The 25,659-nt window shown below is 37.0% G+C and carries 24 protein-coding genes and 3 pseudogenes; 9 read left to right on the top strand and 18 right to left on the bottom strand.

Going from position 1 to position 25,659, the window contains the following annotated elements; genetic code table 11:
• Position 1: 1 nt before the first annotated feature.
• Positions 2 to 331 carry a PAS domain-containing protein gene (locus LZ575_RS01025; RefSeq protein WP_235327754.1) on the bottom strand — a complete coding sequence of 110 codons (330 nt, stop codon included), beginning with the start codon at positions 329 to 331 and terminating at the stop codon, positions 2 to 4.
• A 477-nt stretch (positions 332 to 808) separates the two neighbouring features.
• Between LZ575_RS01025 and LZ575_RS01030 the strand changes: the two genes are divergently transcribed.
• A complete protein-coding gene (locus tag LZ575_RS01030) occupies positions 809 to 1,261 on the top strand; it encodes a hypothetical protein (RefSeq protein WP_235327756.1) in 453 nt (150 codons plus the stop codon).
• A gap of 123 nt (positions 1,262 to 1,384) precedes the next feature.
• On the opposite strand, the gene LZ575_RS01035 is transcribed toward LZ575_RS01030, so the two are convergent.
• Positions 1,385 to 1,837, bottom strand: coding sequence for a cupin domain-containing protein (locus tag LZ575_RS01035; RefSeq protein ID WP_235327758.1), 453 nt, complete (start codon positions 1,835 to 1,837; stop codon positions 1,385 to 1,387).
• A 1,056-nt stretch (positions 1,838 to 2,893) separates the two neighbouring features.
• On the opposite strand from LZ575_RS01035, the gene LZ575_RS01040 reads away from it, so the two are divergent.
• Together LZ575_RS01040 and LZ575_RS01045 are read left to right on the top strand one after the other, a co-directional pair.
• Entirely contained in the window at positions 2,894 to 3,919 is a 1,026-nt protein-coding gene (locus LZ575_RS01040) for a patatin-like phospholipase family protein (RefSeq protein ID WP_235327760.1), read from the top strand.
• Positions 3,920 to 4,029: 110 nt separating this feature from the next.
• Entirely contained in the window at positions 4,030 to 4,494 is a 465-nt protein-coding gene (locus LZ575_RS01045) for an FKBP-type peptidyl-prolyl cis-trans isomerase (protein WP_235327762.1), read from the top strand.
• Between the two features lie 50 nt (positions 4,495 to 4,544).
• On the opposite strand, the gene LZ575_RS01050 is transcribed toward LZ575_RS01045, so the two are convergent.
• The 6 genes from LZ575_RS01050 to LZ575_RS01075 form a co-directional block, all read right to left on the bottom strand.
• On the bottom strand, positions 4,545 to 5,111 hold the full coding sequence (locus LZ575_RS01050) for a PAS domain-containing protein (protein ID WP_235327764.1): 567 nt from the start codon (positions 5,109 to 5,111) through the stop codon (positions 4,545 to 4,547).
• Between the two features lie 1,195 nt (positions 5,112 to 6,306).
• Entirely contained in the window at positions 6,307 to 6,951 is a 645-nt protein-coding gene (locus LZ575_RS01055; protein ID WP_235327766.1) for a vanadium-dependent haloperoxidase, read from the bottom strand.
• Positions 6,952 to 6,962: 11 nt separating this feature from the next.
• Positions 6,963 to 7,547 carry a DUF6851 domain-containing protein gene (locus LZ575_RS01060; RefSeq protein ID WP_235327768.1) on the bottom strand — a complete coding sequence of 195 codons (585 nt, stop codon included), beginning with the start codon at positions 7,545 to 7,547 and terminating at the stop codon, positions 6,963 to 6,965.
• Positions 7,548 to 7,957: 410 nt separating this feature from the next.
• Entirely contained in the window at positions 7,958 to 8,326 is a 369-nt protein-coding gene (locus tag LZ575_RS01065; protein ID WP_235327770.1) for a hypothetical protein, read from the bottom strand.
• 25 nt (positions 8,327 to 8,351) lie between these two features.
• Positions 8,352 to 8,699, bottom strand: a complete 348-nt coding sequence (locus tag LZ575_RS01070) for a hypothetical protein (protein WP_235327772.1) — start codon at positions 8,697 to 8,699, stop codon at positions 8,352 to 8,354.
• A gap of 169 nt (positions 8,700 to 8,868) precedes the next feature.
• On the bottom strand, positions 8,869 to 9,030 hold the full coding sequence (locus LZ575_RS01075) for a transposase (protein ID WP_235327774.1): 162 nt from the start codon (positions 9,028 to 9,030) through the stop codon (positions 8,869 to 8,871).
• Positions 9,031 to 9,519: 489 nt separating this feature from the next.
• On the opposite strand from LZ575_RS01075, the gene LZ575_RS01080 reads away from it, so the two are divergent.
• A complete protein-coding gene (locus tag LZ575_RS01080; RefSeq protein ID WP_235327776.1) occupies positions 9,520 to 9,675 on the top strand; it encodes a Fic/DOC family N-terminal domain-containing protein in 156 nt (51 codons plus the stop codon).
• Positions 9,633 to 10,469 carry a Fic family protein gene (locus tag LZ575_RS01085; RefSeq protein WP_235327778.1) on the top strand — a complete coding sequence of 279 codons (837 nt, stop codon included), beginning with the start codon at positions 9,633 to 9,635 and terminating at the stop codon, positions 10,467 to 10,469. Before LZ575_RS01080 ends, LZ575_RS01085 begins: the two co-directional genes overlap by 43 nt.
• Before the next feature lie 396 nt (positions 10,470 to 10,865).
• Here the strand turns inward: LZ575_RS01085 and LZ575_RS24155 are convergent.
• The 10 genes and pseudogenes from LZ575_RS24155 to LZ575_RS01140 form a co-directional block, all read right to left on the bottom strand.
• Positions 10,866 to 12,109, bottom strand: a pseudogene (locus LZ575_RS24155) (type I restriction enzyme endonuclease domain-containing protein).
• Positions 12,075 to 13,340 (bottom strand): type I restriction endonuclease subunit R, encoded by a 1,266-nt coding sequence (locus LZ575_RS01100; protein WP_235327784.1) that lies wholly within the window; start codon positions 13,338 to 13,340, stop codon positions 12,075 to 12,077. The pseudogene LZ575_RS24155 and the gene LZ575_RS01100 overlap by 35 nt, the downstream one beginning before the upstream one ends.
• A 297-nt stretch (positions 13,341 to 13,637) precedes the next feature.
• Complete coding sequence (locus tag LZ575_RS01105; RefSeq protein ID WP_235327786.1) at positions 13,638 to 14,447, bottom strand: hypothetical protein; 810 nt, start codon at positions 14,445 to 14,447, stop codon at positions 13,638 to 13,640.
• A gap of 58 nt (positions 14,448 to 14,505) precedes the next feature.
• On the bottom strand, positions 14,506 to 15,687 hold the full coding sequence (locus tag LZ575_RS01110) for an integrase core domain-containing protein (RefSeq protein ID WP_235327788.1): 1,182 nt from the start codon (positions 15,685 to 15,687) through the stop codon (positions 14,506 to 14,508).
• 151 nt (positions 15,688 to 15,838) lie between these two features.
• A complete protein-coding gene (locus tag LZ575_RS01115) occupies positions 15,839 to 17,134 on the bottom strand; it encodes a DUF3732 domain-containing protein (RefSeq protein WP_235327790.1) in 1,296 nt (431 codons plus the stop codon).
• Complete coding sequence (locus tag LZ575_RS01120; protein WP_235327792.1) at positions 17,079 to 17,774, bottom strand: AAA family ATPase; 696 nt, start codon at positions 17,772 to 17,774, stop codon at positions 17,079 to 17,081. The genes LZ575_RS01115 and LZ575_RS01120 overlap by 56 nt, the downstream gene beginning before the upstream one ends.
• A complete protein-coding gene (locus LZ575_RS01125; protein ID WP_235327794.1) occupies positions 17,771 to 18,247 on the bottom strand; it encodes a three component ABC system middle component in 477 nt (158 codons plus the stop codon). The genes LZ575_RS01120 and LZ575_RS01125 overlap by 4 nt, the downstream gene beginning before the upstream one ends.
• Positions 18,234 to 19,346, bottom strand: coding sequence for a hypothetical protein (locus LZ575_RS01130; RefSeq protein WP_235327796.1), 1,113 nt, complete (start codon positions 19,344 to 19,346; stop codon positions 18,234 to 18,236). The genes LZ575_RS01125 and LZ575_RS01130 overlap by 14 nt, the downstream gene beginning before the upstream one ends.
• A gap of 884 nt (positions 19,347 to 20,230) precedes the next feature.
• A complete protein-coding gene (locus LZ575_RS01135) occupies positions 20,231 to 21,265 on the bottom strand; it encodes an N-6 DNA methylase (RefSeq protein WP_235327798.1) in 1,035 nt (344 codons plus the stop codon).
• Entirely contained in the window at positions 21,258 to 21,587 is a 330-nt protein-coding gene (locus tag LZ575_RS01140; RefSeq protein WP_235327800.1) for a type I restriction-modification system subunit M N-terminal domain-containing protein, read from the bottom strand. Before LZ575_RS01140 ends, LZ575_RS01135 begins: the two co-directional genes overlap by 8 nt.
• Before the next feature lie 1,016 nt (positions 21,588 to 22,603).
• Here LZ575_RS01140 and LZ575_RS01145 point away from each other — a divergent pair.
• The 4 genes and pseudogenes from LZ575_RS01145 (at position 22,604) to LZ575_RS01160 (ending at position 25,428) form a co-directional block, all read left to right on the top strand.
• Positions 22,604 to 22,898, top strand: a pseudogene (locus LZ575_RS01145) (GIY-YIG nuclease family protein).
• 527 nt (positions 22,899 to 23,425) lie between these two features.
• Positions 23,426 to 23,720: pseudogene (locus tag LZ575_RS24160) on the top strand (GIY-YIG nuclease family protein).
• Between the two features lie 282 nt (positions 23,721 to 24,002).
• Positions 24,003 to 24,836 (top strand): hypothetical protein, encoded by an 834-nt coding sequence (locus tag LZ575_RS01155; RefSeq protein WP_235327802.1) that lies wholly within the window; start codon positions 24,003 to 24,005, stop codon positions 24,834 to 24,836.
• Positions 24,787 to 25,428 carry a redoxin domain-containing protein gene (locus LZ575_RS01160; RefSeq protein ID WP_235327804.1) on the top strand — a complete coding sequence of 214 codons (642 nt, stop codon included), beginning with the start codon at positions 24,787 to 24,789 and terminating at the stop codon, positions 25,426 to 25,428. The genes LZ575_RS01155 and LZ575_RS01160 overlap by 50 nt, the downstream gene beginning before the upstream one ends.
• Positions 25,429 to 25,659: the final 231 nt, after the last annotated feature.

Consider the following 25,659-nt stretch of genomic DNA (forward strand, 5'->3'; position numbering starts at 1 on the left):
CTTAAGCATCTTTAACTTTTAAACGCACTTCTACTTCAAATATCTCCTCGCTTGAAGAGCTAATACATTTTTGAAGATTTTCCAAGCGCTTCTCTCTGTCATCGGGGTGTAAGATTGTCTTCATAATTTCCTGCCATTGTTCGTAAACAATTTTAGGATCAAAACCCAGGATGTCCTTTATTTTGTCATTGACAAAGACAACTTTTTTTTCCTGAAGATCAATTATATATAAGAGATCAGGACTTAGGTTTGCAACCTTTTTTAAAAAATCTATTTCTTTCTGAAATTGATTAACAGGAGTGCGGTTACCGGAATTTTGTGAAGATGACATTAAGAAGTGCTAACTGGATTATTCCTGAAAAATATTTTCTCTCAGGAATAACAAATAAAAGTAATTTTAAGAAAAGTGGGTGAAAAGCCCCCGGCATTTAAGGAAAATTTATGTAATGCTTATAAACTGAGGTCTCATCAATAGGAGGGGTTTGGCGTGAAACCAGCGGAAGGTGTACAAAAACCCTGCCGCGGTATAGCAGGGGAAGTCCATTTTAGCCCTCTTCTTTGTTGGTACTGCCAATCAAACCTCTTTATTTTAAAATGATTTTTACCCCATATTTTAATAAAGTTCCTTTTGAAAAGAGCTCAGCAAAAGGAATATAGTACGACCATCTGTTTGTTGCTTACCTTTTGCAGGCATTTAATGCGAATCTAACAATTAGTAGGTTTAAATAAATAGTGGTAAAAAGTCAATATTTAGTTGCTCCAATGTTTAAAAATCAAAGTATAAGATATGAGGATTAAAATCTTTTTTTTGCAGGTCTTGATTGCGGTTCTTTTGTTCTCGTGCAAGAACGGAAGTGATAATTCCCCTACAGATACTCAGGATACTGATACAATAACGAATTCTCAGGAAGCTGAAAATTTACTCTCACCCCAGATTCGGGAAGAAATTATTGAAAAATTGCAAGGCAGTTGGAGGGAATCTGAATATCCATTTCGGGTGGCTCATTTTAAAGACAGCCTGGTAAAATTTATAGAAGAGGGAGTAGTGGAGGAACCTGTATTTGAAGAATTCAAAGTTGAAAACAAATGCCCTTTTAATGTCAACAATATTAAAACGGTTAAGCCTGATGATATCATTTTAGTTATGGTGGAAGCGGGAAAATGTGATAAACTACGAATTTCTAATAATACCTTAGTCCTTAGTGGCTTCAGCACTAATACAAAAAGTGATTACAATATCGTGTATGAAAAAGTAGAGTGAGAAAGTATAAAAGTTTTCTTGAAATTTCCTTTTTCAGAATAAAGGAAAAATAATCTAAAGTTTGCAGCCTATTTTCTCACAGGCAATTTGGTTACAACAAACTGAAAACTGTAATGCAGGTTTTTATTTCAATTTATTAAAATAATCTGCAGGGTAAAACTTATTGCCGTAGCGTTCCCCAATTTCTTTTGCTTTTTCCATTCCAAATTTACTAACCTCCCGAAACATTTCTTCAAGTCCCGTAGGCATTACTGTACAAATTAATTTGGCGGGTTCATTTGATGTGTTTTTAAAAGCATGAACAGCACCACCGGGAGGAATATCAATAAAATCACCGGGTAAGGCCCTGGTAGTTCCTGTTTCTGAATAGAAATCAACCTCTCCTGCAGCGACATAAAATGTTTCCTGTATATCTTTATGGGAATGTAAACCGGGACCACTACCTGGGGGTATATTCATTTCAATTACCGCGAAATTTCCTCCTGTTTGTTCCCCGTCTACCAGAATCCTGTATTCACTACCTGCGACTGTGAGAACTTCGCTTTCTGAATTTTTTGTATGCCTGATAATTTCCATAATATTAATTTTTTTCATTCAAATTCCTACTAATCCTGAAAGTATAAAACAGGCTTAATTACATATAGAAAACAAAATTTTTACAATAGGGATAATTATGAAGCAGAAAGTAATATCTCCAATTATCCTGTTGTTGCATTGATGCCCAAGGAAATCATAATAGTCAGGATTTTCTCCTTGTCCGTATAAAAATTCTCTAAACTTAAATTTAGGCTCGTTCCATTGAGTTCTGTATAAGAAGCCAAAGACCCACCTGCCGTGGTTATCAATAAAATTAAAAAATTATCCTTTAAACACTCTTATATACAGGATATTAAGTTTTAATTTTCCAGGTCTGTTTTCTTTTTTTATGAGGAGTCTAAAGAAAATATTAGGGCTTGTGAGGCAAAAAAACTTCAGACCTTAAAAAAATTAAGGGTAAATCTTATTACAATCATTACACTTTAAGATCTCCTGGGAAGTAACCGAAAATCTAACTTCAACTCAAAAAGTTGTTTTTTTGTTAACTGGAATTATAATTTTCTTAGCACAACTTCATGCTATCTTACCCATTCAAAGCTTAGGGGGTAAGGGGTTATCCCTTCTTTGACAGCGAGTCACTTGGGGTGGCTCGTTTTTTTTCAATAAGTTTCAATTTCTTCGGAAAGCAAAGTGAAGATCACTTCCCACAGACCTGTATTTAATGATTCTCATAAATAATTAAATTGTGACCTTAGATTCAGGTTAAATAAATTGTTTTCTGATTTTTTTTCAGTCTTAGAAAAACAGGAAAACAGATTTAACTATTCTCATAGCATAACTGGCAGATGGGCCTCCTATCCAGAATTCATTCACATAAAACTTTAATTTAGCAACTTTCTAAAGTGTAAAAGCTTTATAACGAAAGGAATATCGAAAAATATTATTGAAGTACAACTCACAAAATCCGGATTTGTGTTATATTAGGGAGAGCCTGAAGTTATAAAGGCTAAGCAACAAAAGTCCCTACGTTAGAAGCTTTATTTTAAAAAGCTAAAGTGAAAAGCATTTAAATAAAATCTCATAACTCATAACACCATGAAAAAAATATTATCCATTGATGGTGGGGGTATCCGCGGTATTATTCCGGGGCAGATACTTGTGACCATGGAAAGAAAATTACAAAAAAAATCAGGTGATCCTGAAGCCAGGCTCGCGGACTATTTTGATTTTTTCGCAGGAACAAGTACAGGTGGAATACTTACCTGTATTTGCCTTTGTCCTTCAGAAAAAGATCCTTTCAAAGCCAAATTTTCGGCTCAGGAGGCAGTAAATCTTTATATGAACCATGGGGAAGAAATATTTAGTGTGAATCTTTGGCAAAAGATAAAAGCTGCCAACGGGTATCTGGATGAAAAATACAAAGAAGACGCCCTGGAAAAGTATCTTAGAAAATATTTTGGGGACCTTAAAATAAGCGAATTAATAAAACCCTGTATTATCCCTTCCTATGACATTGACAGGAGATCGGCTTATTTTTTTGCTCAACATGATCCTGCTATAAAGGGAGAAGGAAGGGATTTTTTAGTTAGGGATGCTTGCCGGGCAACCTCGGCTGCACCCACTTATTTTGAAGCTGCAATTGTGAAATCCTGCAGTGGGGTTACCTATCCCCTTATTGATGGCGGCGTCTATGCCAATAATCCTTCCCTTTGTGCATATTCTGAAGTTCGCAATGCCAAAGACAATCCTACCGCTGCTGAAATGTTTATGGTCTCTCTGGGTACCAGTAGCAAACATCAATCCTATAAATACACCAGGGCCAAAAACTGGGGTGCAGTGGGTTGGATTAAACCGCTTATAGATATTATGATGTCCGGTGCTGCTGAAACCACCCATTACCATTTGTCCAGGATGTTTTCCGCCAGGAATAAAGCCAATAGCTATATTCGCATCCAGCCATCAAGTTTGGGAAATGCAGACGTGGATATGGATAATGCCTCTAAAGAAAACCTTGCAGCATTAGCTCAAGTTGGAGTAGAAACTTCAGAAAGTTGTTCCGATGAACTGGATAGAATTGTAGAAGTCCTTCTTCAAGGTCCGGATCCTGTAGAATTTGCCTAGTTATTTCCTGTATTAATTATAGATCTTCATTTATTTTTAGGAGTGAACCAAGAAATTTCAGGGACAGGCGTGAAGAAAATGATAACTTAGGTATATTTGCCAAAAAAATTATGAAAAATACCTTCTTTGCACTCCTCGTGATCTTTTTTATTTCCTGCGGCAATGATGATGAACCTGTAGATTATATAACTGAAAATGATAAAGAGATTAAGGCCTACCTTGAACAGAATAATCTTGAGGCCGAAAAAAGTTCTTCAGGATTATATTATATCATTGAAGACGAAGGTACAGGGGAGCGCCCAACTGCAACAGATAGAGTTCGTGTGGCTTACAAAGGTTATTTCACCAACGGTATGGTTTTCGACCAAAGTACCTCTGAAGGGGTTTCCTTTGGTTTACAGCAGGTTATAAAGGGATGGACTGAAGGAATTACTTATTTTAAGGAAGGTGGAAGTGGGTTGCTTTTAGTACCCTCTCATCTTGGCTATGGTTTTCAAAATTACAGAAGCATTCCCGGTGGCTCGGTTTTAATTTTTGAAATTAATCTTATCGAAGTTGTGGGAGGAGATAATTGATCCTCCCATAGGAGGAAATCTTACATCTTATTTTAAGCCAAAGGAATGATTTATCCTACCTGCCTTTCAAGGGCCAGGTAATGCATTATTTCACTCCCGTACAACGGAATTATGTTTAGCTCACAATTGTATTTATCTTGGTTTTTTTTGTAATTCACAATTACCTCTTTAAACGGTTTTCCCGTGCTTAATTTTTCGGCAATTCTCTTTCTACCTTCAGCAGAAGTTTCGGGACCTGAAAGGAAGGAAGGGGAGCGGTTGACTGCAAAATTTGCGGAATAACCTGTCATTTCAGAAAATCCTTTATTAACCCAAATTATTTTTTGGGAGACATCGGTAAGTACAAGAGCCTCATAATCCTGCTCCATCAAAATTTTGGCAATGTTGATCCTCCAGTTATATTTCCCGGCAAAATGAGCCAGCTTTTTCACATCACCTTTCTTTTTTCCTTCCTTAATTTCTTTAAGATAAGACTGTGCAAAAATATCCCAGCTTACCAGGGGCATATTTAACTCTTCTGTTTTTTCTAAATGAGGTTCTATATTTTTATATTCCTTTTTGGAAAGGGAGGATAGGTACAAATCAAGGCACATCATTTTGGAAAGCTCATTCTTCATTGCACGTTCTTTTTAGATAGGTCAATAAGGACGCAAGGTATTATATACTATGAAGAACCTGTCATATGAGACCAATTTTTAAGTTTTATATAAGAGCTGTATAATGTTTCCCGCTGCACAAGGGCGGGTTCTACCACCAGGCTAAACATTCACTTTAAAAAAGCTGTTAATTTTTCAATTTTGAGCTTACTGATGATGATAAATGACCTCTACAAATTGCCATTTCTGGCGATAAGTAAGCAGGTTCCTAATTTATGTTTGGCGTAATTAAAGGGATTAATTAAAGAACCATAAACATTCCGGTAATTTTAATTAAGAATCCCTCCTGCTTAAAACCATTTTTTTCTAATACTGCTTTGCTTCCGGGGTGATTTTCAACTACAAGTGCATATTTTTTTTCATTTTACGCTATGTGAAGCAATAATTTATGATCAGGCTAGAGCAAACGAAATAATTCCCCTCCACTGAAAACCACTTTCCACTAAATACGCAATTTCACATTTTTGGACTCTCCACTCTATATTTTTTAGGCTCACAACTCCAATGAGTTTATTTCCTGTTTATCAGAAAATAAAGCTCCTTATTGTTTAGGTGTTCCTCGATTTTTTCTTTTAAAAATCCATTGTCGCGGCCAGAATGCCAGCCTGTTCCGGAGTTACGGGAAAATAAAGTTTAAGATGCTATCTATTATTTTTTATCAAAAATTAGAAAGCAGGAGTATCTTCTTCCTCAATCAGGAATAGTTTAATATCCTTCTGAAGATCCATTATTACCCAGGTGCAGTGAATTAGATTAATGAGTTAAAGTAGGAATAGGAAAAATTCCTCTTACTTCGGAAGAATTCATGTTTGAGAAATAATTAGTTAAATTTTTAAAAACTCCCATAATCCGGAAAATGTATATGCTGTAATGCGGTTCACAATATCTTTCAGAAATTAATCCATAGCCAGATTGGTTTTTTCTCCAATATGTTTCTTATAAAACTTCCAGTTTTCCCGGGCCACATTTTTTCCCAGTTCAAGGCCCGCTGTATTATCTGCCTGAATGTGATATCCTCCCAGAACTCTTGAAATTCCCGCCAGTTCTGCTGCTTCAGAAAAAGTTGGAAATTCAATTGTGACTGCCTCACCCAGGTTATCAGGTTCGGTTAAAATTCCCGGGATGAGCGTTACTTTAGATCCAAATTCATCGCTGCTTAGGTGAATAACTTTAAAGCTTCAGCACAGGCACCGCTAATAGTACTGTGACCGGAGGTGTAACCGGGAAATGGCGGACATAAAAATGTATCGGGAGAATAAGGTCGCCAGTCCTGGCCTTTCATTTCAATCATTCCTACTCCGGGCCCTCCCCAGCCCGTGATCGTTTTGTCCTTGTAATACTCATGAACGAGTGCATAAGGCCGGGTAAAATCATAATATAATTTTGAATCCCAGGAAGCAATAAAGGCGTCCATTGCTGTAATTTGATTTAAGAAATACATTTTCACATCCTCATCCAGGGTATGTTGATCTCGAATAGAAACCTCCTGTGCAAATTTAAGCCAGTGCCCCGCTTGTTGGACAGATTGAGGACCGTCTCTCATAAATTCCACCAAAGCCTTTTGCTCATCGGTAAGATTTGCCTGCATTTCTACTACCTCTTCAACTTCCTTTTGGAGTTGCTTGGAACCTACTAAAGGAGGAGGCCCGGGACGAAATTGATCCCCCGATTTTAATCCAATGGGTTTTACTTTTCCCCAATATGGGGTAAGACATTTTGGAGCAAATTGTCCTCCCTTACCGTCGGAGAAATATTTGGACTGCCATCGGTTAATATCTATATTTTCATCGGCAGTGTTCACAGGTTGATAACCTAAGTATAATCAAAATAAGGTTTTCCGCTGGAACCTTCTGCTTCACCATACTGGTTGGCGCCATCATTACGTCTTGCTTCTATAACAGCCTTTGCTGCCAGGTTACCAATACCAATGGGGGAGGTGGGATCAAGGGTTTCATCGTCCGGATCCAATCCCAGCTCTACCATAAATTTCCGGAACATTTCTTCATCGCTAAAATAATACTCATTCATAGCGCGATAAGCAGCATAACTAATTGCAATTTCTTTGTTCTTTAGGTTTTGTTCCGTATTAGGTCTTCTTTCAACATTTTCCAGGTATACGGGAATGGCTTTTTCATCATATCGGGACCAGGCATCAAAAACCGCAGTAAAAATAAGTCCAAGAATTCGGGAAGAAATAGTAGGACGGGGATTAAATTTTTCGGTATCACTGGCAGTAGCATCCAAAGCAATACGACCCCATTTGTACGCCAGATTGTCTGCGCCCATTGATTCCTCAATTCCAGATACTTCAGGACGTTGCGCATGCGAAGTTTGAGCCTGTAAACCAGAAGAAAGGAAGCCTAAGGTCAGGCAAAATGAAAATATGATCTTCAACATAAAACTTTAAATAAAAGGTGATAACCAAAATTATTGAATCATGTAAATGAATAAAATTGTAATGATAAATCATAATTTTTTCATAAAATTCTTCCGATTTAAATAGCTGAAATTCATCAGCTTCTAAAAACTTTCTATCTATTACAATAAACTTTTACAGAGTATTTCCGAAGAAATTGAAGAGACTTATAACCATTGTTTTTTTACTGGAGTGCATTAAAGCGCCAGGAAATTTCATCGTCCAATAGGGATTAAGCCTCTGTATTAATTAAAGAGCAAAGTCCGAATCAATTAAATTTTCTTCGGAAACTTTGGAAAAAACTGAATATTCAGAATAATCTTACTTTCTATAATTAAAAGCCATTTTCCAAACTTAAATAATTGTGCAGGAAGAGGGAAGGTGCGTTAGTTCACTTATTAGTGGTCGCGACATCATCAGGAGTATTTTCATAAATCTCCAGGCAGGTGTCAAGCGGTAATCCTTTATTGTGCACGCAATCACAAAACTCCGCAGCTGCAGTGGTTCTGTTAGTACCTTCATACCTACTAATACAGTCCCCATTTGAATTCTCGGGCATTACTGCATAAGTGCTCATGCTAATTACACCAGCAATTATTACTGCCACTGCAGATGCTGAGCCAAGAACAAATTTTATGGGAAATTTATTGCTGTATTTGATTGGCTTTGGAAGATTTACAGGCTGCGGATCTTTAATTGGAAGTAAAAATTTGAGCCTGTCATAGTGCCAGCAGAGGAGGAAGATGTTTGCTAAAAGCATCAAAGGAGAAGTGAGCAAAGAACCCTCAAATCTTACTGCGTACGACAGAATAAAAATATTGAGAATTATAGGAAAATACAGGAGTGCTCCTAAGAACACCAGTCTCGGGATGAGCAAAAAAACTGCTGCCAGTATTTGTGCAATGCCAATAAATGTGTAGTAGTAACTTAGTAAAGTGCAGGGCGTTCAAATAGGAACCCATAGGATGAATAATGGATAAGCCGCTGGCGAAGCGTTCGCCTATGATCTTTACAAATCCTCCCGCCAAAAATCCGAAAGCCAGGGAAACCCTGCAGAAGATAGAAAAAAGCCAGATCCATCTATTCTGCTTTACTTTTATAAAAAATTGTTCAAATCTTGAGAGAAAGCTCATAAGCAGCATTTAAAAATTAGGATCTATAGCATAGCTTTGACGACTGATGTGGTCTATTTGTTACACCAGGTTTAAATTTTTAGGTTTCGGATAGCCCCAACTATGAAGAAGGCTTTTCCATATCCTCCTTTTTCTACATATCCGCTGCGCAAAGTCTCCCCACTTTGCGTTACCTCCATTGGTTAGCGATGTAGGCAACGACTCTGTCAACTTCTGAAGGTTTTACCGAAAATGCTCCATATCCATCCTGCCAGTAGAAGTTTGCATATTCCACTCCTTTGGTTTTAATTTTCCCGTCAGGTCGAGTGATCCTAAGTCCTCGGGATTGCATCGAGACCAGAAAAAGTCTGGAACTATCAACCTGTTCTCGCTACATTTTTTCCTTCCGCTGTCGCTTCAGAAAAAAACACTCGAACTGCCGTGTAGTGGTCCAAAACAATGAAGTTGACGAGCAAAAAAGTTTAGTGCGGAAAATAAGGTGAAGATATTTTTTTACAAGAGATTGACCCATAGTAGTTAGTTTATAGCCCCCTTCAGGGCTTTTTTATAGATGTACTTAATAGGATGGACTGCAACATCTTTAGGGTATGGTGACGGAAGTAAATATTACTCTTGATACAGGCACGAAGGTAAATAATGACTATATTTACCCCTGTTTGAAAACATTAATTTTACCTCTGTATCTATGAAAGATTTTAATAGAAATCAGTCTTATAATAATCTGCCCTTGTTGCCACCTAAAGCTTCATTAGAAACAATATTGGTACTGCGCAAAACGATAGAAGCCAGTAGGGCATTGGCAAAATTAAATGGGATGCTAATGAATTTACCCAATCCCACTTTATTTCTGGACACTATCAACTTACAGGAAGCTAAAGCCAGTTCTGAGATTGAAAACATCATCACGACAAATGATGATTTGTATAAGCTATTGTGGCAGATAAAACATTTGACAACCCCTCAACCAAAGAAGTAATCAGCTACAAAGAGGCATTATGGCAGGGGTTAGAAACTATTGACAAAAAACCTTTTATCACTACTAATTTGTGCATTGAGATTGTACAAAGTATAAAGAAAAATACCTCAGGAATTAGGACCACTCCCGGCACCAGTCTTAAAAATCCACAAGGCGAAACTATTTACACACCGCCCACAGGTGAGGCTGTGTTACGAGATAAATTAGCCAATCTTGAAAAGTTTATAAACGAAAAAGATGCCCTCGATCCCTTAATCAAAATGGCAATAATGCATTATCAATTTGAAGCGATTCACCCGTTTACTGACGGAAATGGTCGAACAGGACGTATTTTGCTATTGCTTTATTTAAAAATTGAAAAACTTTTAGATATTCCGGCATTATATCTCAGTGAATATATCATAAAAAACAAGGCAGATTACTATTCGAAATTACGGCAGGTAACAGAGAAATATAACTGGGAAGAATGGATATTGTATATGCTTGAAATGATCTCTTTTACTGCAAATAAAGGATTGGAACTTTTAAATCAAGTGAATGGTTTGATGCAAACTTTTACCGATGAAGTAAAGGAGACGCTACCAAAAGTCTATTCTAAAGATTTAATAGAAATACTCTTTAGATTGCCTTATACAAAACGTCAATTTTTAATTGATGCGGGTTTAGGAACCCCAAAAACTGTAGGAAATTATTTGAAGGAATTAGAGGATGCGGGGTTCTTAACCTCCGAAAAGGTTGGGAAAGAAAAATTGTATCTTAATTTTAGGTTGATGGAGATATTGGAGAAATCCTGAATATAGCCCTTAATCCTATAGACGCTAAGAAATTGGATCTATCCGAGAGACTTTGGACGTTTCCACCATCAGTTCCCTAAACATGAATGAGGTCGTTGTCACGGATTGCAAATCCGCGCCAACGGGTAAGAAATTGTATCGAGAACACACGAGGGAGTTCAGAACTTCCAACCTGTTCTCGATACATCTCCTTTTTTCACTGTCGTTCCAAAAGGAGACACTCGAACTGACGTGCAGAGGAAAAAACCATGAAATTGACGAGCAAAGAACGGATTCCCGCGTGCTGACTATCCTCTTTCCACTTTCCTCTCTCCACTTTTTAATCCCCAATCTTGAACTTTGAACTTTGAATCTTGAACTTTGAATCTTGAATCTTGAACCTTGAACCTTGAATTATCACGCCTCCATCGGCCAATCCCCGTACTGCCCCTCTGCCTGTTCAATAACCTCCTTCAGCAAATTATCCAGTTCCGAAAATGGCACTTTGCCCCGTAATTCTTTCTTCACTGCCAGCCGAATAGCGGCGCGGGCGTCTTCTTTTTTGGTCCAGTCGAGCTGCAGGTTTTTCTTGACGGAAGCTACTACTGTATGCACCAGGTCCTGGATGGGACCGGATTGGTTGAGTAACTTTTCGTTGGCCGATAATAGATCATAAAAGGCCAGTTCGTCTTCAGTTAAGCCGAGTTGTTTGGTCCTGATGTCATCCTGCTGAAATTCATTCGCGATATCCAGCAGGTGCTTGATGGCGGCGATGGAATCCAGGGAATTACGGTGGTAATTGCTCAAGACTTTTTCCAGCTCGTCTTTCAGCTTGCGCATCCGGCGGATGTTCTTGGGCATTCGCACTCTTATCTCGTCATTAATGATCCTGCGCAGCAATTCTACTTTGATGTTCTCGTCGCCTTTTTTTTTACAATGGCCTGGAACCTATCGTCTACTATGGAAATATCGATCTTATCCAGGTTGTACATTTTTGCCAGGTCCACAATTTCCTGGGATTCCAGGGATTTGCTGATCAGGTCCTTTATCTTTTCGTTCTTCTCCCTGCGCGGACCGGGTGGGAATTTGATCTTTCTGATAAGTTGCCTGATCTTCTGAATGATTGCCAGCTCTTCCTGAATCTCCCAAATCCGCGGATCTGAACTGGTCATTGCCACCAGTTCTGCCAGTTTACGCTCTTCGAGCAAAAAGGCATCGGTCACAGGATCAGATTTCAGAAGATTGTTCACCACTCCGCTGGACCATTTCATCTTGTCCATATCGGTCATTGCATTGAGGCCTTCCGCAGAAAAATCACCTATCAGATCTTTCACTTTTTCAAACTGTTTCAGGCAAATTTTCACCGCGGCTTCAAGATCCAAAGTGGGTTTTCCTTCCCCGCCGCCTGCGGTGTATTTCTTGGTGGCTTCGGCAAGAAAGCCGGAGATGCCTATGAAATCTACTACGAGTCCGTTAGGTTTGTCTTTAAAAACCCTGTTTACCCTTGCAATGGCCTGCATCAGGTTATGGCCTTTCATTATCTTATCCACATACATCGTATGGGCGCAGGGGGCATCAAATCCCGTGAGCCACATATCGCGAACAATCACAATCTGCAGCGGATCCTCAGGCGTGCGGAAACGCTTTTTTATAGCTTCCATCGCATCTTTGGTTCGTATGTGAGGATTCCAGGCTAGGTGGATCCTTGCTGATGTTCCCGGTCATTATCACGGCTATTTCAGGGCAAGCTTCCAGGTCTGTGAGGGCGTCGTACATCTTTACGCAGTTCTTGCGGCTCATACAAACGATCATCGCTTTGCCTTCCAGGCTTTCGGTCCTGGCCTTGAAATGGGTGAGGATGTCTTTGGCAACTCTTTCCACGCGGTCTGCAGCCCCGGCGGCATCTTCTATCGCGGCCCAAACGGCATTGTTCTCCTCGTCCTCATCTTCTTCCATTTCATCCAGCTCCTTGTCGTATTTGGCTTTGATGTTGAGCGGAACCATTTTTGGCTCGTAATAAATAGGCACCGTGGCACCGTCTTCCACGGCCTGTTTGATATCGTAAGTGTGAATGGTGGGGCCAAATACCTGTTGGGTATCGGCATCTTTGCCATCTACGGGAGTTCCGGTGAAGCCTATAAAGGAGGCATTGGGCAGGGCGCGTCTTATGTTCTGCGCAAAGCCGCCGCTATGGAACCCATACTGGGTGCGGTGGGCTTCATCTGCCATCACGATAAGGTTGGTACGTTCAGAAAGTACAGGGTGGGAGAGCTCTTTTTCCGAAGCCAGTTCTTTTAACCGAAATTTCTCAATGGTGGTAAAGATCACCCCGCCGCCATCGGTGCTCAGCAGGGCCCGCAGCTCATCTGTGGTATCGGCGTGTTGTACGTGGCCCACCAGGTCTTTGCACAGCACAAAATTCTCATAAAGTTGCTGGTCCAGATCATTGCGGTCTACCTGGATGAGGATGGTGGGATTTTTCATTTCGGGCATTTGCCGCAGGATCCCGGTAAGGATGGCCATCGAAATGCTTTTACCCGATCCCTGAGTGTGCCAGATCACTCCCAGCCTGCCGTCACCCGCGGGTTTTATATTTTCTACCGCAGAGTCCACCGCTTTTTTGATGCCCCAGTACTGGTGATATTTTGCGCCTTTTTTGACTATTTTCCCGTTGTGGTCTTCGTGGAAAATGAAGTTTTGCAGGTAATTTAATAAGGTTTTCTTCGGAAATAATCCCTTCAGCAAGGTTTCCAGCTGAAGTTCCTGTTTCTGCTGAAGGTCATCCCCGTGCAGACTTTTCCACGGAGCAAACCACTTCAGGGAAGAGTTGTACATCCCGTGCAGGGTTTCCAGTCCATCTGAAACTACCGTGATGGCATTGTAATCAAACAACTGCGGAATATCCTGAAAGTAATGCCCAATTTGCTTAAGTGCGCGTTTTCCACGCCCACTTCGGGATCAAACATATTCTTGAATTCGAAAACAATGAGCGGAAGTCCGTTGATGAAGACGAGCAGATCTTGTTTTCCAGTTTTCTGGCCTTAGTTGATGTTTATTTCTTCTCTTTCGGATATATTAGTTGCGTGAGTTGGTAATTATATTTGCAAGTACACACCAAACTTAAAATCCGGGAGCATTTTTAGAAGTAGGCAGGAACAAGCAATTCCTTATAGCAATTGTTTTATGCAGTTACTGTTTACTTTTTTTATCAAGTAAAGATTTCATACTCGATGAAAAATTTTTAGCGGATTCCTTACTTTGAATAATTTGATTGATTAAAAAAATTAAAATACTTTTAATGTGATTTGCATTTTCTAAACAGTCCTCATCAGACTCTGCGTGTAAACCTGCGCTTAATTCACTATGTAAAACCCCTAATGGATTTAATCCGTTTGGTTTTAAAATACTTGGCATCAAATCTTTTACTAGATCTATTTTTTCTTGTGTGACTCTTGTTTCCTTTGTTTTATTTAACGCAACTCTATAAACTTCTTGGTTCTCGTTATCTATGAGGTCGTAAATCGAATTTAAAAGTTCATCAATTATATTCTCGGTAATTCTTCGATAATATGCAAATGCCCCAATTCCGTACCCTTGTGACTCACAAACTAATCCCTTTCTAAAAATTTTAGCGTGATTTCCAAGAACCTTTTCTAAGTTAGAATCCATTTTTATTTCCCATTCAGGATATTGTCCAATTTTATACATATAATCAATATCATTAGATATATATACATAAAATTTTCTCTCAAATTCCTGGCAAGAAGTACATATATAGTTTAAATCTAAAACCCTGTTACTTGCAGAATAATTGTCTTTTTGATATCCCTCATGGTAGAATTCATTTGTCATTATAAATGTTTGATTGGACCCACATTGGGGGCAATGCATATTAATTGGGGTCTTATCCCACTTACCAACAAACTCTAATTTAGAGTTAGGATTGATTAAATACTTTCTAAAAAGTGAGTATTCCTCGAGAAATTCTTTTGATAACATATTTATTTTTTAATTTGTTCGTTAAGGCACATAGTTTACAAAGTTAAAGGCACATCCTTTACACTAGATTCTGACTTAGCCTAATTGATACTTGTTTGTCTCTTATTTTCTTTTCGTTAAAGTAACCTAAAAATACTTCTCTGTAAAATACCCTCCAGATTCCGTTTCCCTGGTCTTCTACTCCAATGTATTTTCCCTTAAGTCCTGAGGTTAAAAATACCCAGTACACCGACTTCCACCTTAGTGATCCGTTTTGACATACTTTCATCACTTTCATGGTTGCAGGATAGTCATAATTGCGGACTTTTTCAGGGTACGGCCTGGTAGAAAAATCATGGCAATCGGCAGGTGTTTTCATTCCTAAAGATTCATGAGGCCTAACGTGGTTGTATTCTTTTACAAAGCGGTTTAAACTACGTTGTTGAGCCTTCAGATCGAATGATGAAGGTTTTGCGCAAGCTGCCTTTAAATCACGGTGCATACGCTCGTGACGCCCATTTTGATCTGGTCGTGCCGGGTCGGAATAAACCGGGTCAATTCCTAACTCGATAAACCAGTAGGACAGCCTGGTATATCTTTGAATAGCAGACACAGATCCAAAGGGACTTCCATTGTCGGTATGTATTTGTTTTGGGATGCCATACTTTCTGAAAACCTTTGTAAACTCTTGCTTGACAGACTGAAAGTTCTCTTTATAATGTCCTTTCGCTGTAAACAAAAACCTGCTCTTAGAATCAGCAATGGTAAGTGGATGACAGTATATTTTGTTGCCCATTAAAAACTTTCCTTTATAGTCTGCGCTCCAAACTTCATTGCACTTCTTGGGATCAAAAATGGGGAATACTGGCTTAACTCTGCGGCTTCTCTTTTGAGATTTAACCAGGCCATTTTTAAAGAGGATGTTATGGACAGTGACCACACTTGGAATAAGTTCTGCCGGATGCTCTTTAAACAACAAAATGCGGATCTTTTTAGCACCCCAGAGCATATGTTTGTCCTTGAGTTTCAGTATCGAACTTTCAACTTTAGAATTGGTCCTGTTGGGATGATTAATTGGCGCTCTTTCTTGTTCAATTAATCCTGATAATCCCATTTTTTCATAGCGGGAAATCAACTTGTAAGCAGTTGGCCGGGATATATTAAATGACCTACAAAGTTCTGTGATGGTGTAATTTTGAGTTAACCATTCGTGAATGAATTCTACCTTTTGTTCCATTTTAGTTTTTGCTTTCCAGACCATGATAAATCACTTTTTCAAGTAATTTATGAATCTTAAAAGTGTAAACTATGTCCCTTTAACTCTGTAAAGGATGTCCCTTTACCGTACCAATTCTGCACTCAACGTCCCGTATAAAAACTGTACGAGCTGGCGAGTGTAATAGTTTGTTTTTTTATATCAGACCACCACCTTCGCTTTTTATCCAATCTTTAATTATGAATTCTTCAAAATCTTTCTCTTTGGCGTGTTCCAACACTATTATTTGAGGTTTAATATTTGTGTTTTTATGTATTAACTCAATTTCTTCATTTAAAACTTTGAATATATTTATTACTTGCTTGATATTCTCATCATACTTTTCTTCATCTTCTAAATCGTTTAATTCAGTTTTATTAGCGGTTCTCGGGAAGTAAACTTGACTTGGTTGGTCGATCATTAAGAAAGAAGGAATTATTGATTTAGATTTACTACAAGTTAAATGCAAGAAAGATAAAAATAAAGAAAGGTGACAGGCTAACCAGTTTGCTCCACTTCCCATCTCATCCAACCTAATCTTATCTGATTTGTGTTTATGATAAAAATTAAAATTATCAATATTAAAATGAAAATCAATAGGTTGGAGTTCTTCTTCAAAATCCAATTTGCTTGCAATCCTATCCATTTGTTCTTTTATAAATAATTCTGTTTCAGATTTGAATTGCTTTAAATCTTTATACTTCAATAACTTTTTATTATAAGATTTAAGTTGCTCTTTTAAGCTTACTAAATCGGAATTAAATTTAGATAAATCGTTAGACTCTAAAAGATGTTTGATTGTTGTTTCTAAAACACCTTTTTGGTGTATTATTGATTCTCGTTCTCCTTTTATTGTTTCTATATCAACATTCTCTTTTGTAAGTATTTCAATGTTGTTAGAAATTGCTTTTATTTTTGTTGCTACAGCTTTTTTATCTATTCTAAATTTCTCAAGTATCTGTGAACTGTCTTTTGAAAATGTGTTTACTTTTGTAAGCTCTTCAATTAGTTGGTTTTTTGATTCATTTAGTTTATCAATTTTCTCATTGATGTGGGAAACTGAATTGTCGCAAAGTGGGCAAGCCAATTCACCTATTGAAGTATTATAATTTTGTTTAGCTTTAGTTTGTCTCAGATGTTTTGCGTAATCTAAACTGTCATCTGAATTTGATAATAGACTGGAAATAGCATTTTCAATTTCATTTTTCTCAACATAGAGAACTTCTCTTTCGTTTTCTAATTGTGCTATTTTAGTAAATGATTTTGTTTGGTCAATAAGGATTTTTGGTGGAACAGGAAGATTTAAACCTATCTTTTTTAATTCGCGTAATGAAAGCCCTTCTTCAAGAGTTAGGTTTAACATCGTATAATAAATTTCTATTTGGTCTCTAATGTTATCAGTTTGGTTTAATGTTTTTTGTTGAATGCCTTCTAAAACTTTTTTGTTCAGCAACTATTTTTCTTTCAGTCTCCTTAATTAATTTTACCAATTGATAATATTCACTGTCAGCTACACCTAGTAAAACAGGTAAAGCTTGAATAACTCTTTTACGTTTTACCAAATCATCAAATCTATAGAATAACGCGTGTTTGTTTGCAATTAAATTTTGATGCTGAAATAGAAAAGAAACTGTATCTCTAATTGATAATTTTCCAAAACTCTCGTAATCTGATTCTAACTTTTTTAATGACAAACCTAGTAATTCTTCAAAATCAGTTTGAACATCATTTTTGATTGGCTTAAGTGAAATGTCATTAAAATAATCATACTTAATATCTTCAATTGTTTTATGGTCAGTTTCTATTTTTAAGTATGCACTTGACATATTGCCTGTTTTTGGAGCAGGACGGCCAATAACAATGTAAAAATCGTTTACTTTATAAACGACTACAAATAATTCGGCAAAATCGGTAATCTTTCCAACAGGAACACTTGACCTGGAGGCAAATAGACAATAATCAACTATTTCGATGAGTGCACTTTTACCTGTCTTAGAATCCCCAGTTATGATATTCAGACCTTCTTTAAATGGTATAAATCGTTTACTTCCAGTATTGCTAAAAACAGCAATTTCTTTTATAGTTACGCTCATATTTCTATAATTCTAAGTTTTTTAAAAACCGATAAATATTGCTCCTTTCCCAAAATCACACCTAAATTATATGATGATTTATATATACTTTTTAAGTAAATATCTTTTTCATTATTGAAATGAATATCAGTACTTGCTATTAAATATTTATTTATTTCTAAATCAATTTCATTGGATAAAACAATTATTGCTGTATTTGTTATTTCTCGATAATCCTTTATCTTTTGATTTAAAGAGCTTCTAAAAACGTCAAATTCCTTGTTTTGAATAAAAGGATTGAATTTTGAATTTTTATTTAAATGCTTTAATCTGTTTTGAGTCTGCTGATTATAGATAAAAGGTAAAACAAGATATACCAATTCGGACTTTATAGATTTTGAATTCACAGATTTAGCACCACATAAAAAGTGATGTAAAATTTTGCTAATATGAAATGGTGAAAATACTAACCTTTCTATATCACTTGCTCTCATCTTCTGATTTTAGGTTAATATCAATGGTTTTAATTTCTACGTTGTGTAATAGACGACCTTTAGGGTAATAAGGTCTTATATTTGTAATACCTTCTATTTTGGTTTGTGAAGAAATTTTGTTAATACTATCGTCAAAAAACCTTCTTGATTTCTCGTTAGTGTCACAGTCTTTAGTTAGTTGATCTAAATGACTATCTTTAAGCTCCAGAATAACGTCTTTGATGTCATCATCAAAGTTGTCAAGATTTTCACATAAGCTATTTCTGGCTTCAATCATTTTAATTTGACTTTCAGAAGCTTTTAAATAATTAGCCATTGAACTACCAATTTTTCTTTCATATTGGATGTTCTCTAAATTTTTTACAAAATGAAAATTATCTTTTGCAGAATCGTCAGCAGAAGCATTTGAAATTGGAAAATTTAAATCTTCAATTAGATATTTTTTTGCGTAAGACCGAAAATTTTCTCTAAATGCTTCTATATCTATCTCCCATATATAGTCTATAGCATTTACTAATTGCAGTGAAACATATCCAAACATAGAACAAATAAATTCTTCTCGGTTTTTTGGCTCGATATTATTTATAACTACGGTATGGCCAATTAATAAATCCTGATAATATTCTTTGGCAGATTTTTGATTTTCTTTTATTTCAAATTTATCAAGAAGGTTTTCTAAGTTATTTTTGTCAAATGCTTTTACATTATTGTAATATGCTTTTATTGTCTCATTTGATTTTACAGCAATTATTTTCTTTTGTTTATCAGATTTATTTAAATCATTCCATTTTTCAAATATTGAATCTTTTTTTACTTCTGCTGTTGTGTGAAGAATGAATTTGTTATAAAAACGATAAGTATCATATTCTGTTATTATATTAGAAAGAGTTTTCCAAAAGTCAATATGCGTATCAATTAGTTTTTTTTCACCATTAACTGAATGTTTAACCTCTGTCGATGTTTTTCCGTCTGAAACATCTCCCAAACATTCTAAATAGATTTTTGTACCATCTTTTGCTTCAAAGCACTCCTTTAAAGCAACCATTTCTTGATATTTAAATCCTAATATTTTAGTAGAAGCATCAGATTTGGGACTCATATTTGTTTTTTTTTAATGGCACACCACAATGCCCTAAACGTATTTTATTCCTTCTATGGTTTATTGACTTTTTATTTTTAAAGGATTTTTTCAAAATTGACTTTAATCCTTTCCTTGTTTGAGCTGGTGAGCGTGATTGAGCGCAGGAAAATCAGCCTCTGCAAGCGAAAACGATGTTTCGATTCAAAACTGGTTTCAATCTGTAGCCAGTTTTAATTTTCTAATTCCTTAATTAGACCATAGAAACTTATCTTTCCGTTTTCAGTAGCTATTTCTTCCTTAAAAATTTCACTGACTTGCTCTATCTTTAAGTTATCCTTGATACCAGCTTTCCAAGCTTTCCACACGTCGGAGGGTATCCTGTTTTTTTTGTACCACAAGTATTCTTCTGAACTTAAGTTGAAATAATCAATTATTAGATTTTTTTCTTTAGGACATACTCTTTTATTTTCATCGTATTTAAGTTCATTTATTAAATCATTTAATTTCTTATCATACTAAGCTGTTGAACTCTTGAAATAATTCTTTAAATAATCTATCTTTTTCAAAATGAAATTTCAATAATCCGAAATATAACGTTGCTGTTGTGCCAAGAAGACCAATTAAAAGACTTTTATCAATGCCGAAGATTAAATAAACAATAAAGATTGATGAGAATGCTATAAACGCAATTATGCTAATCCAATATCTTCGTAATCATTTCAAAATTTTCACCATATTTTCTTAGAATTACAATTCCAAAAATTAAGAATGTGTAGATGAAAAACTCGTAATGGTTATAATCATCGAAAATTCCTCTGAACCTGTCAATTCGCTCTTGGGTATTGTATGTATTAAATTTAACAAAGGGCTTATTTGTCTGTTAATAAAGCCACTTTTCATTTTTAAACTATTTTCTCAAAATTAGCTTTGATCTTTTCCTGTAATACTTCTTCTTTTACAAACTGCTCTAATAATTGCGCCCTAAGGCTCTCCCTCTTTTCTTCAAAAGGGATCCCGTCATCTTCTTCGGCTTCTGTACCTACATAGATGCCCGGGGTGAGTTTGTAATCTTGTTTTTGTACATCAGCAATAGCTGCTGCTTTAGCAAATCCATCAACATCTTCGTAATTTCCGTCGCGATTTCTCCATTTGTGGTAGGTTTCAGCAATTCTATTAATATCATCACTACTAAATACCCTCAGTTTGCGGCTGGCCATAGTGCCCATTTTTGAGGCGTCCAGGAACAGGATCTCGTTATTGCGTTCGCGGTGGGTGCCGTCTTTTCCGTCGCGGTTTTTGCTCAGGATGAAAAGGCAGGCGGGGATCCCGGTGGTTAGGAACAGCTTATCGGGCAGGCGAACAATGGCATCTATCATAGAATTGTCTACCATATGCTGCCGCACATTTTTCTCTCCTTTATTGTTGGAGGTCATCGCGCCATTTGCCATTACAATCCCGGCAGTCCCGGTGTCACTTAAATGGTGCCAGAAGGTTTGCATCCACATATAGTTGGCACTGCCATCTGTAGTGAATTCTTCTTTAGGTCCAAATAACCGGGGATCGCCATCGGGCAGATCTTCAGGATGCCAGTTGCTCACATTAAATGGCGGATTGGCAATAATATAGTCGGCTTTCAGGTTTGGGAACTTGTCATCGAGCAAGGAATTCCCCAGTTTGATATCAAACGAAAGGTCCCGCAGCATCAGGTTCATCAGGCACAACCGTAAGGTTTGTGCAGTCATTTCCTGCCCGTAGATCGCGATGTCTTTTTTGTTTCCGCCGTGTTCTTTGATGAACTTCAAACTCTGCACAAACATACCACCACTCCCACAAGCCGGATCAAAGATGCGGCCTTTGTAAGGTTCCAGCAATTCCACCAGCAGCCTTACGATACTTCCGGGCGTAAAGAACTGCCCCGCACCCGAACCTTCAGCCATTGCAAACTAAGCCAATGTAATATTCGTAAATACGGCCCAGGATATCGCTTTCGGGAATTTTAAAGGTATTCCGGGAACGGTATTCATCCCGGTCTTCCAGGACGTAATTGATCTCCTCCTTATCTGTAGTGTAATAATCAGATTCAGGATCATTAAGCTGCTCCTTCAATTCCTCCCGCACCACCTCATAGCGTTCGCTAAGGTGCTTTACGAAAACAAGGGGAAGGATGTAATTCTTATAGTTATTCTCAGATACCGCGCCGCGCAATTCGTTCGCCGCATCCCAGAGTTCTTTTTCAAAATCAATATCTGCTTTTGCCATTGAATGGGGAAAATAGGTTGTCTATGGAAACCAGGATCCTGTAGGGAAGAAACTGAAAGGGAAAGTTAGTTATTATTTTTAACACCTTTTTAATTCAAGATTATGTTTTAAAGATAAAATTTAAACATTGAAGCTTTTTACGGGAAACCGTAAAGGGGGAGTAGTAAAACTGATTCTTCTATTTCAATTAAACAAATCGTCAGGTCGAGGGAAGAAACAAGAAACAAGAAACAAGAAACAAGAGGCAAGACTAGAGAGAAGAGAACAGAGAAAAAAGAATCAAGGATAAAGAAACGAATAACCGTAATGCAAACTCAAAACAGAAAACTGAAAACGAATCGTCAGGTCGGGTGAATTTCTTTGACCGGGAGGGAGAAGGAATTTGTATCGAGACCGCTTTGGAGTACGAGAGGTTCTCGATACATTTTTTCTCTTCCGCTGCGCTTCAGATAAAAAAACACTCGAACTGACGGAAGTGCTAAGTTGAGAGTTTCTTTCCATGCGACTCGTCAGGTCGAGTGAATTTCTTTGCCCGGGAGGGCGAAGGAATTTGTATCGAGACCGTTTGGGAGTACAAAAGATTCTCGATACATTTTTTTCTCTTCCGCTGCGCTTCAGAGAAAAAACACTCGAACTGACGTTGATGCTAAGTTGAGAGTTTTCCTTGCACACGACTCGTCAGGTCGAGTGAATTTCTTCGACTAAGCAGGGCGAAGGAATTTGTATCGAGACCGCTTGGGTGTACGAGAGGTTCTCGATACATTTTTTCCTCTTTCGCTGCGCTTCAGAAAAAAAAACACTCGAACTGACGGTAGTGTTATGTTGACTGTTTTTCCTTCCACACGACTCGTCAGGTCGAGTGAATTTCTTCGGCTAAGCAGGGAGAAGGAATTTGTATCGAGACCGCTTGGGGGTACAAAAGGTTCTCGATACATTTTTTTCTCTTCCGCTGCGCTTCAGATAAAAAAACACTCGAACTGACGGTCGGTTTTATTTCAATTATATATCTTAATAACATGAAACACAGCTATGTATACATCCTGGAATGTTCCGATAAATCTTATTATACGGGAGTTACAGCCAATCTTGAAAAGCGTCTCCTGGAACATACAACTGCTAAATACCCCGACAGTTATACAGCAAGCCGCTAAGCCTGTCCACCTGGTGTTTAATGCTGAATTCACCGATATATTCTTTACTATATCCAGGGAAAAACAGATTAAAAAGTGGTCGAGAGCGAAGAAAGAAGCTTTAATATCGGGAAAGTTTGAGGACCTGCCTAATCTTGCCAAAAAGGTTTTTAAAAGATAATTTTTTCTTGTATTTAATCGCCAGGTCGGGTGAATTTCTTTGACTTAAGCGGGGAGAAGGAATTTGTATCGAGACCTCTTGGGGGTACAAAAGGTTCTCGATACATTTTTTTCTCTTCCGCTATCGCTTCAGATCAAAAAACACTCGAACTGACGTTGGTGCTAAGTTGAGATTTTCTTTCCATGCGACTCGTAAGGTCGAGTGAATTCTTCGACCGGAAGGGAGAAGGAATTTGTATCGAGACCGCTTGGGAGTGCAAAAGGTTCTCGATACATTTTTTTCTCTTTCGCTGCGCTTCAGAGAAAAAACACTCGAACTGACGGTAGTGTTATGTTGACTGTTTTTCCTTCCACACGACTCGTCAGGTCGAGTGAATTTCTTCGCCCGGCAGGGAGAAGGAATTTGTATCGAGACCGCTTGGGAGTGCAAAAGGTTCTCGATACATTTTTTTCTCTTCAGCTGCGCTTCAGATAAAAAAACACTCGAACTGACGGGCGTGTTTCATTTCAATTTTTTATATTAATAACATGAAACACAGCTATGTATACATCCTGGAATGTTCCGATAAATCTTATTATACGGGAGTTACAGCCAATCTTGAAAAGCGTCTACTGGAACATACAACTGCTAAATACCCCGACAGTTATACAGCAAGCCGCTAAGCCTGTCCACTTGGTGTTTTATGCTGAATTCACCGATATATTCTTTGCTATATCCAGGGAAAAACAGATTAAAAAGTGGTCGAGAGCGAAGAAAGAAGCTTTAATATCGGGAAAGTTTGAGGACCAGCCTAATCTTGCCAAAAAGATTTTTAAAAGGTAATTTTTTCTTGTATTTAATCGTCAGGTCGAGTGAATTTCTTCGACTAAGCAGGGAGAAGGAATTTGTATCGAGACCGTTTGGGAGTACAAAAGGTTCTCGACACATTTTTTCCTTTCGCTCTCGCTACAGGAAAAAAACACTTGGGAGGACTGCCAAAAAATTACCTTAAAATTAATTTTATTTTCTCCTGTTATCGGTAATTTTAATTGCAATAAATTTTTCTTTTCAGTTATAATAATTTTTACGAGCTTACGGAGAGATAATTATAAACGGGGAGTTCTTATGAAAAATAGATACACAGGAAAGGCTACTTTAATCTTACTTATTTTGGCATCTATTTTTTCCTGCCAAACTGAACAGGAAATTAAGGAGAAAGATTTAAATGTAGTATTTACTGGAGATATCTCAACTCTCAGGAAAATTAACTTTTCTTTTTTCGATGGAACCACCTCCTTTACCAAGGGGTCCACGACATTAGATTCTTCAGGTATTCTAATCTTATCTCTCCCAAATGATATCACCAGATTAGGGGTTTTGCAAATGCCGGGTGTAAATAAAAGTATATTCGTTACTTCTAATGACACTATAGCTCTGGATTTCATAAATGAAGAAAAGGCAAAAGACTTAGCATTCACAGGTCAAAATTCTTTCCACTATAACTCCCTTGATAAACTAATAAAGCTGCAATTCGATACTATAAAATATTCCGGAGACATTAAAAAATATAAGGAATTAATTCAAAGGAATTATGAGGATCAAAAAAAATTACTTAAAGAGTATTACAAAGAGAAAAGATGTTCTTCAAATTTCCGTGAGGTTATTAATATAGAATTAGAATCAGAATATTTTTCTTCATTAATAAAACCTTTATATAGCCAGGAAATAACCTTAGAGGATCTTCCAGACACTTATTTTGAAAATGTTACTATTGATTTTTTTAATAATGATCTAATGCTAAAATCAAGAAAAGGTACATTGGCCATGAAGCTTTATTTGGATCATTATTTCACAAAGCCTTACCCCAATTTTTCAGAAGAAAAATTTAGCGATCAAGAAATGTTCATCATTGAGAATTTTATTGGAAACACAGGAATTTGCTTTAACGGATCTTCTTAATACCTATACTTTCAATCTGCTGCCTTCTAACATTGAAATATTAAAGTTAAAGGTTTCTGAGTATAAGACAAAATTCACCAATGACAATTACAGGAATAAATTGGGTGAAATAGAAAGAAAGTTAAGTCTATCAAATAATAAACTTCCTGATTCCATTTTAAATTTAAATCTCATCTCTCTTGATGACCATGACCTTCAGATAAAAGATTTGCTAACCAGTAACACGGTAGTGGTAATTGATGTCTGGGCCACTTGGTGCTACTGGTGCTTTTTTGATATGGAGGAGGCCAAAGATTTTAAGGAGGAACTAATAGATCAGGGAAAAGTAGAGTGGATATATGTGTCAATTGATAAACAGAAGGACTCACTTAAGTGGAAAAATATTTCTGAAACAAAAAAGGATTTGGGTTTAAATAAAAATCAATACCTACTGGATGAAAACGACTATTCAAAATTTTCAAAATTTTTTGATACAGATGCAGGAATTCCAAAATACCTGATTTTTAATAAAGAAGGATTTTTGGTGCTACCGAATAGTCCCCGACCCACTGATAGTGCTTTCTTTGGAAAAGCTATAAGTCAATTGAACTAGATTATTTGCAGAAGTTAAAGTTTAAATGCTATAACGTATAAGAAAGTTGAGCTCTCTTAATTAAGATTTATAGCGGTCCTTTCAATAACTTCGGGTAAAAATGCTGTTCACGCTCTGGATGAAAAATACAAGATATAGCAGGACAGTACTATTATTTTGAAAAAATGAAATGATCAGGTGCTTTTGATTTTTTTTATTTCATCTCCTAGCTGTCTTTAGTTTATAATTTTT

This window comes from Antarcticibacterium sp. 1MA-6-2, assembly GCF_021535135.1.
GTDB lineage: Bacteria > Bacteroidota > Bacteroidia > Flavobacteriales > Flavobacteriaceae > Gillisia.

Bases quoted from the DNA above. Each gene is read 5' to 3' on its own strand.
- LZ575_RS01025 (WP_235327754.1), bottom strand. From the start codon at position 331: ATGTCATCTTCACAAAATTCCGGTAACCGCACTCCTGTTAATCAATTT.
- LZ575_RS01035 (WP_235327758.1), bottom strand. From the start codon at position 1,837: ATGGAAATTATCAGGCATACAAAAAATTCAGAAAGCGAAGTTCTCACA.
- LZ575_RS01040 (WP_235327760.1), top strand. From the start codon at position 2,894: ATGAAAAAAATATTATCCATTGATGGTGGGGGTATCCGCGGTATTATT.
- LZ575_RS01045 (WP_235327762.1), top strand. From the start codon at position 4,030: ATGAAAAATACCTTCTTTGCACTCCTCGTGATCTTTTTTATTTCCTGC.
- LZ575_RS01050 (WP_235327764.1), bottom strand. From the start codon at position 5,111: ATGAAGAATGAGCTTTCCAAAATGATGTGCCTTGATTTGTACCTATCC.
- LZ575_RS01060 (WP_235327768.1), bottom strand. From the start codon at position 7,547: ATGTTGAAGATCATATTTTCATTTTGCCTGACCTTAGGCTTCCTTTCT.
- LZ575_RS01065 (WP_235327770.1), bottom strand. From the start codon at position 8,326: ATGCTTTTAGCAAACATCTTCCTCCTCTGCTGGCACTATGACAGGCTC.
- LZ575_RS01070 (WP_235327772.1), bottom strand. From the start codon at position 8,699: ATGAGCTTTCTCTCAAGATTTGAACAATTTTTTATAAAAGTAAAGCAG.
- LZ575_RS01075 (WP_235327774.1), bottom strand. From the start codon at position 9,030: ATGCAATCCCGAGGACTTAGGATCACTCGACCTGACGGGAAAATTAAA.
- LZ575_RS01080 (WP_235327776.1), top strand. From the start codon at position 9,520: ATGAATTTACCCAATCCCACTTTATTTCTGGACACTATCAACTTACAG.
- LZ575_RS01105 (WP_235327786.1), bottom strand. From the start codon at position 14,447: ATGTTATCAAAAGAATTTCTCGAGGAATACTCACTTTTTAGAAAGTAT.
- LZ575_RS01110 (WP_235327788.1), bottom strand. From the start codon at position 15,687: ATGGTCTGGAAAGCAAAAACTAAAATGGAACAAAAGGTAGAATTCATT.
- LZ575_RS01120 (WP_235327792.1), bottom strand. From the start codon at position 17,774: ATGAGCGTAACTATAAAAGAAATTGCTGTTTTTAGCAATACTGGAAGT.
- LZ575_RS01125 (WP_235327794.1), bottom strand. From the start codon at position 18,247: ATGAGAGCAAGTGATATAGAAAGGTTAGTATTTTCACCATTTCATATT.
- LZ575_RS01130 (WP_235327796.1), bottom strand. From the start codon at position 19,346: ATGAGTCCCAAATCTGATGCTTCTACTAAAATATTAGGATTTAAATAT.
- LZ575_RS01135 (WP_235327798.1), bottom strand. From the start codon at position 21,265: ATGGCTGAAGGTTCGGGTGCGGGGCAGTTCTTTACGCCCGGAAGTATC.
- LZ575_RS01140 (WP_235327800.1), bottom strand. From the start codon at position 21,587: ATGGCAAAAGCAGATATTGATTTTGAAAAAGAACTCTGGGATGCGGCG.
- LZ575_RS01155 (WP_235327802.1), top strand. From the start codon at position 24,003: ATGAAAAATAGATACACAGGAAAGGCTACTTTAATCTTACTTATTTTG.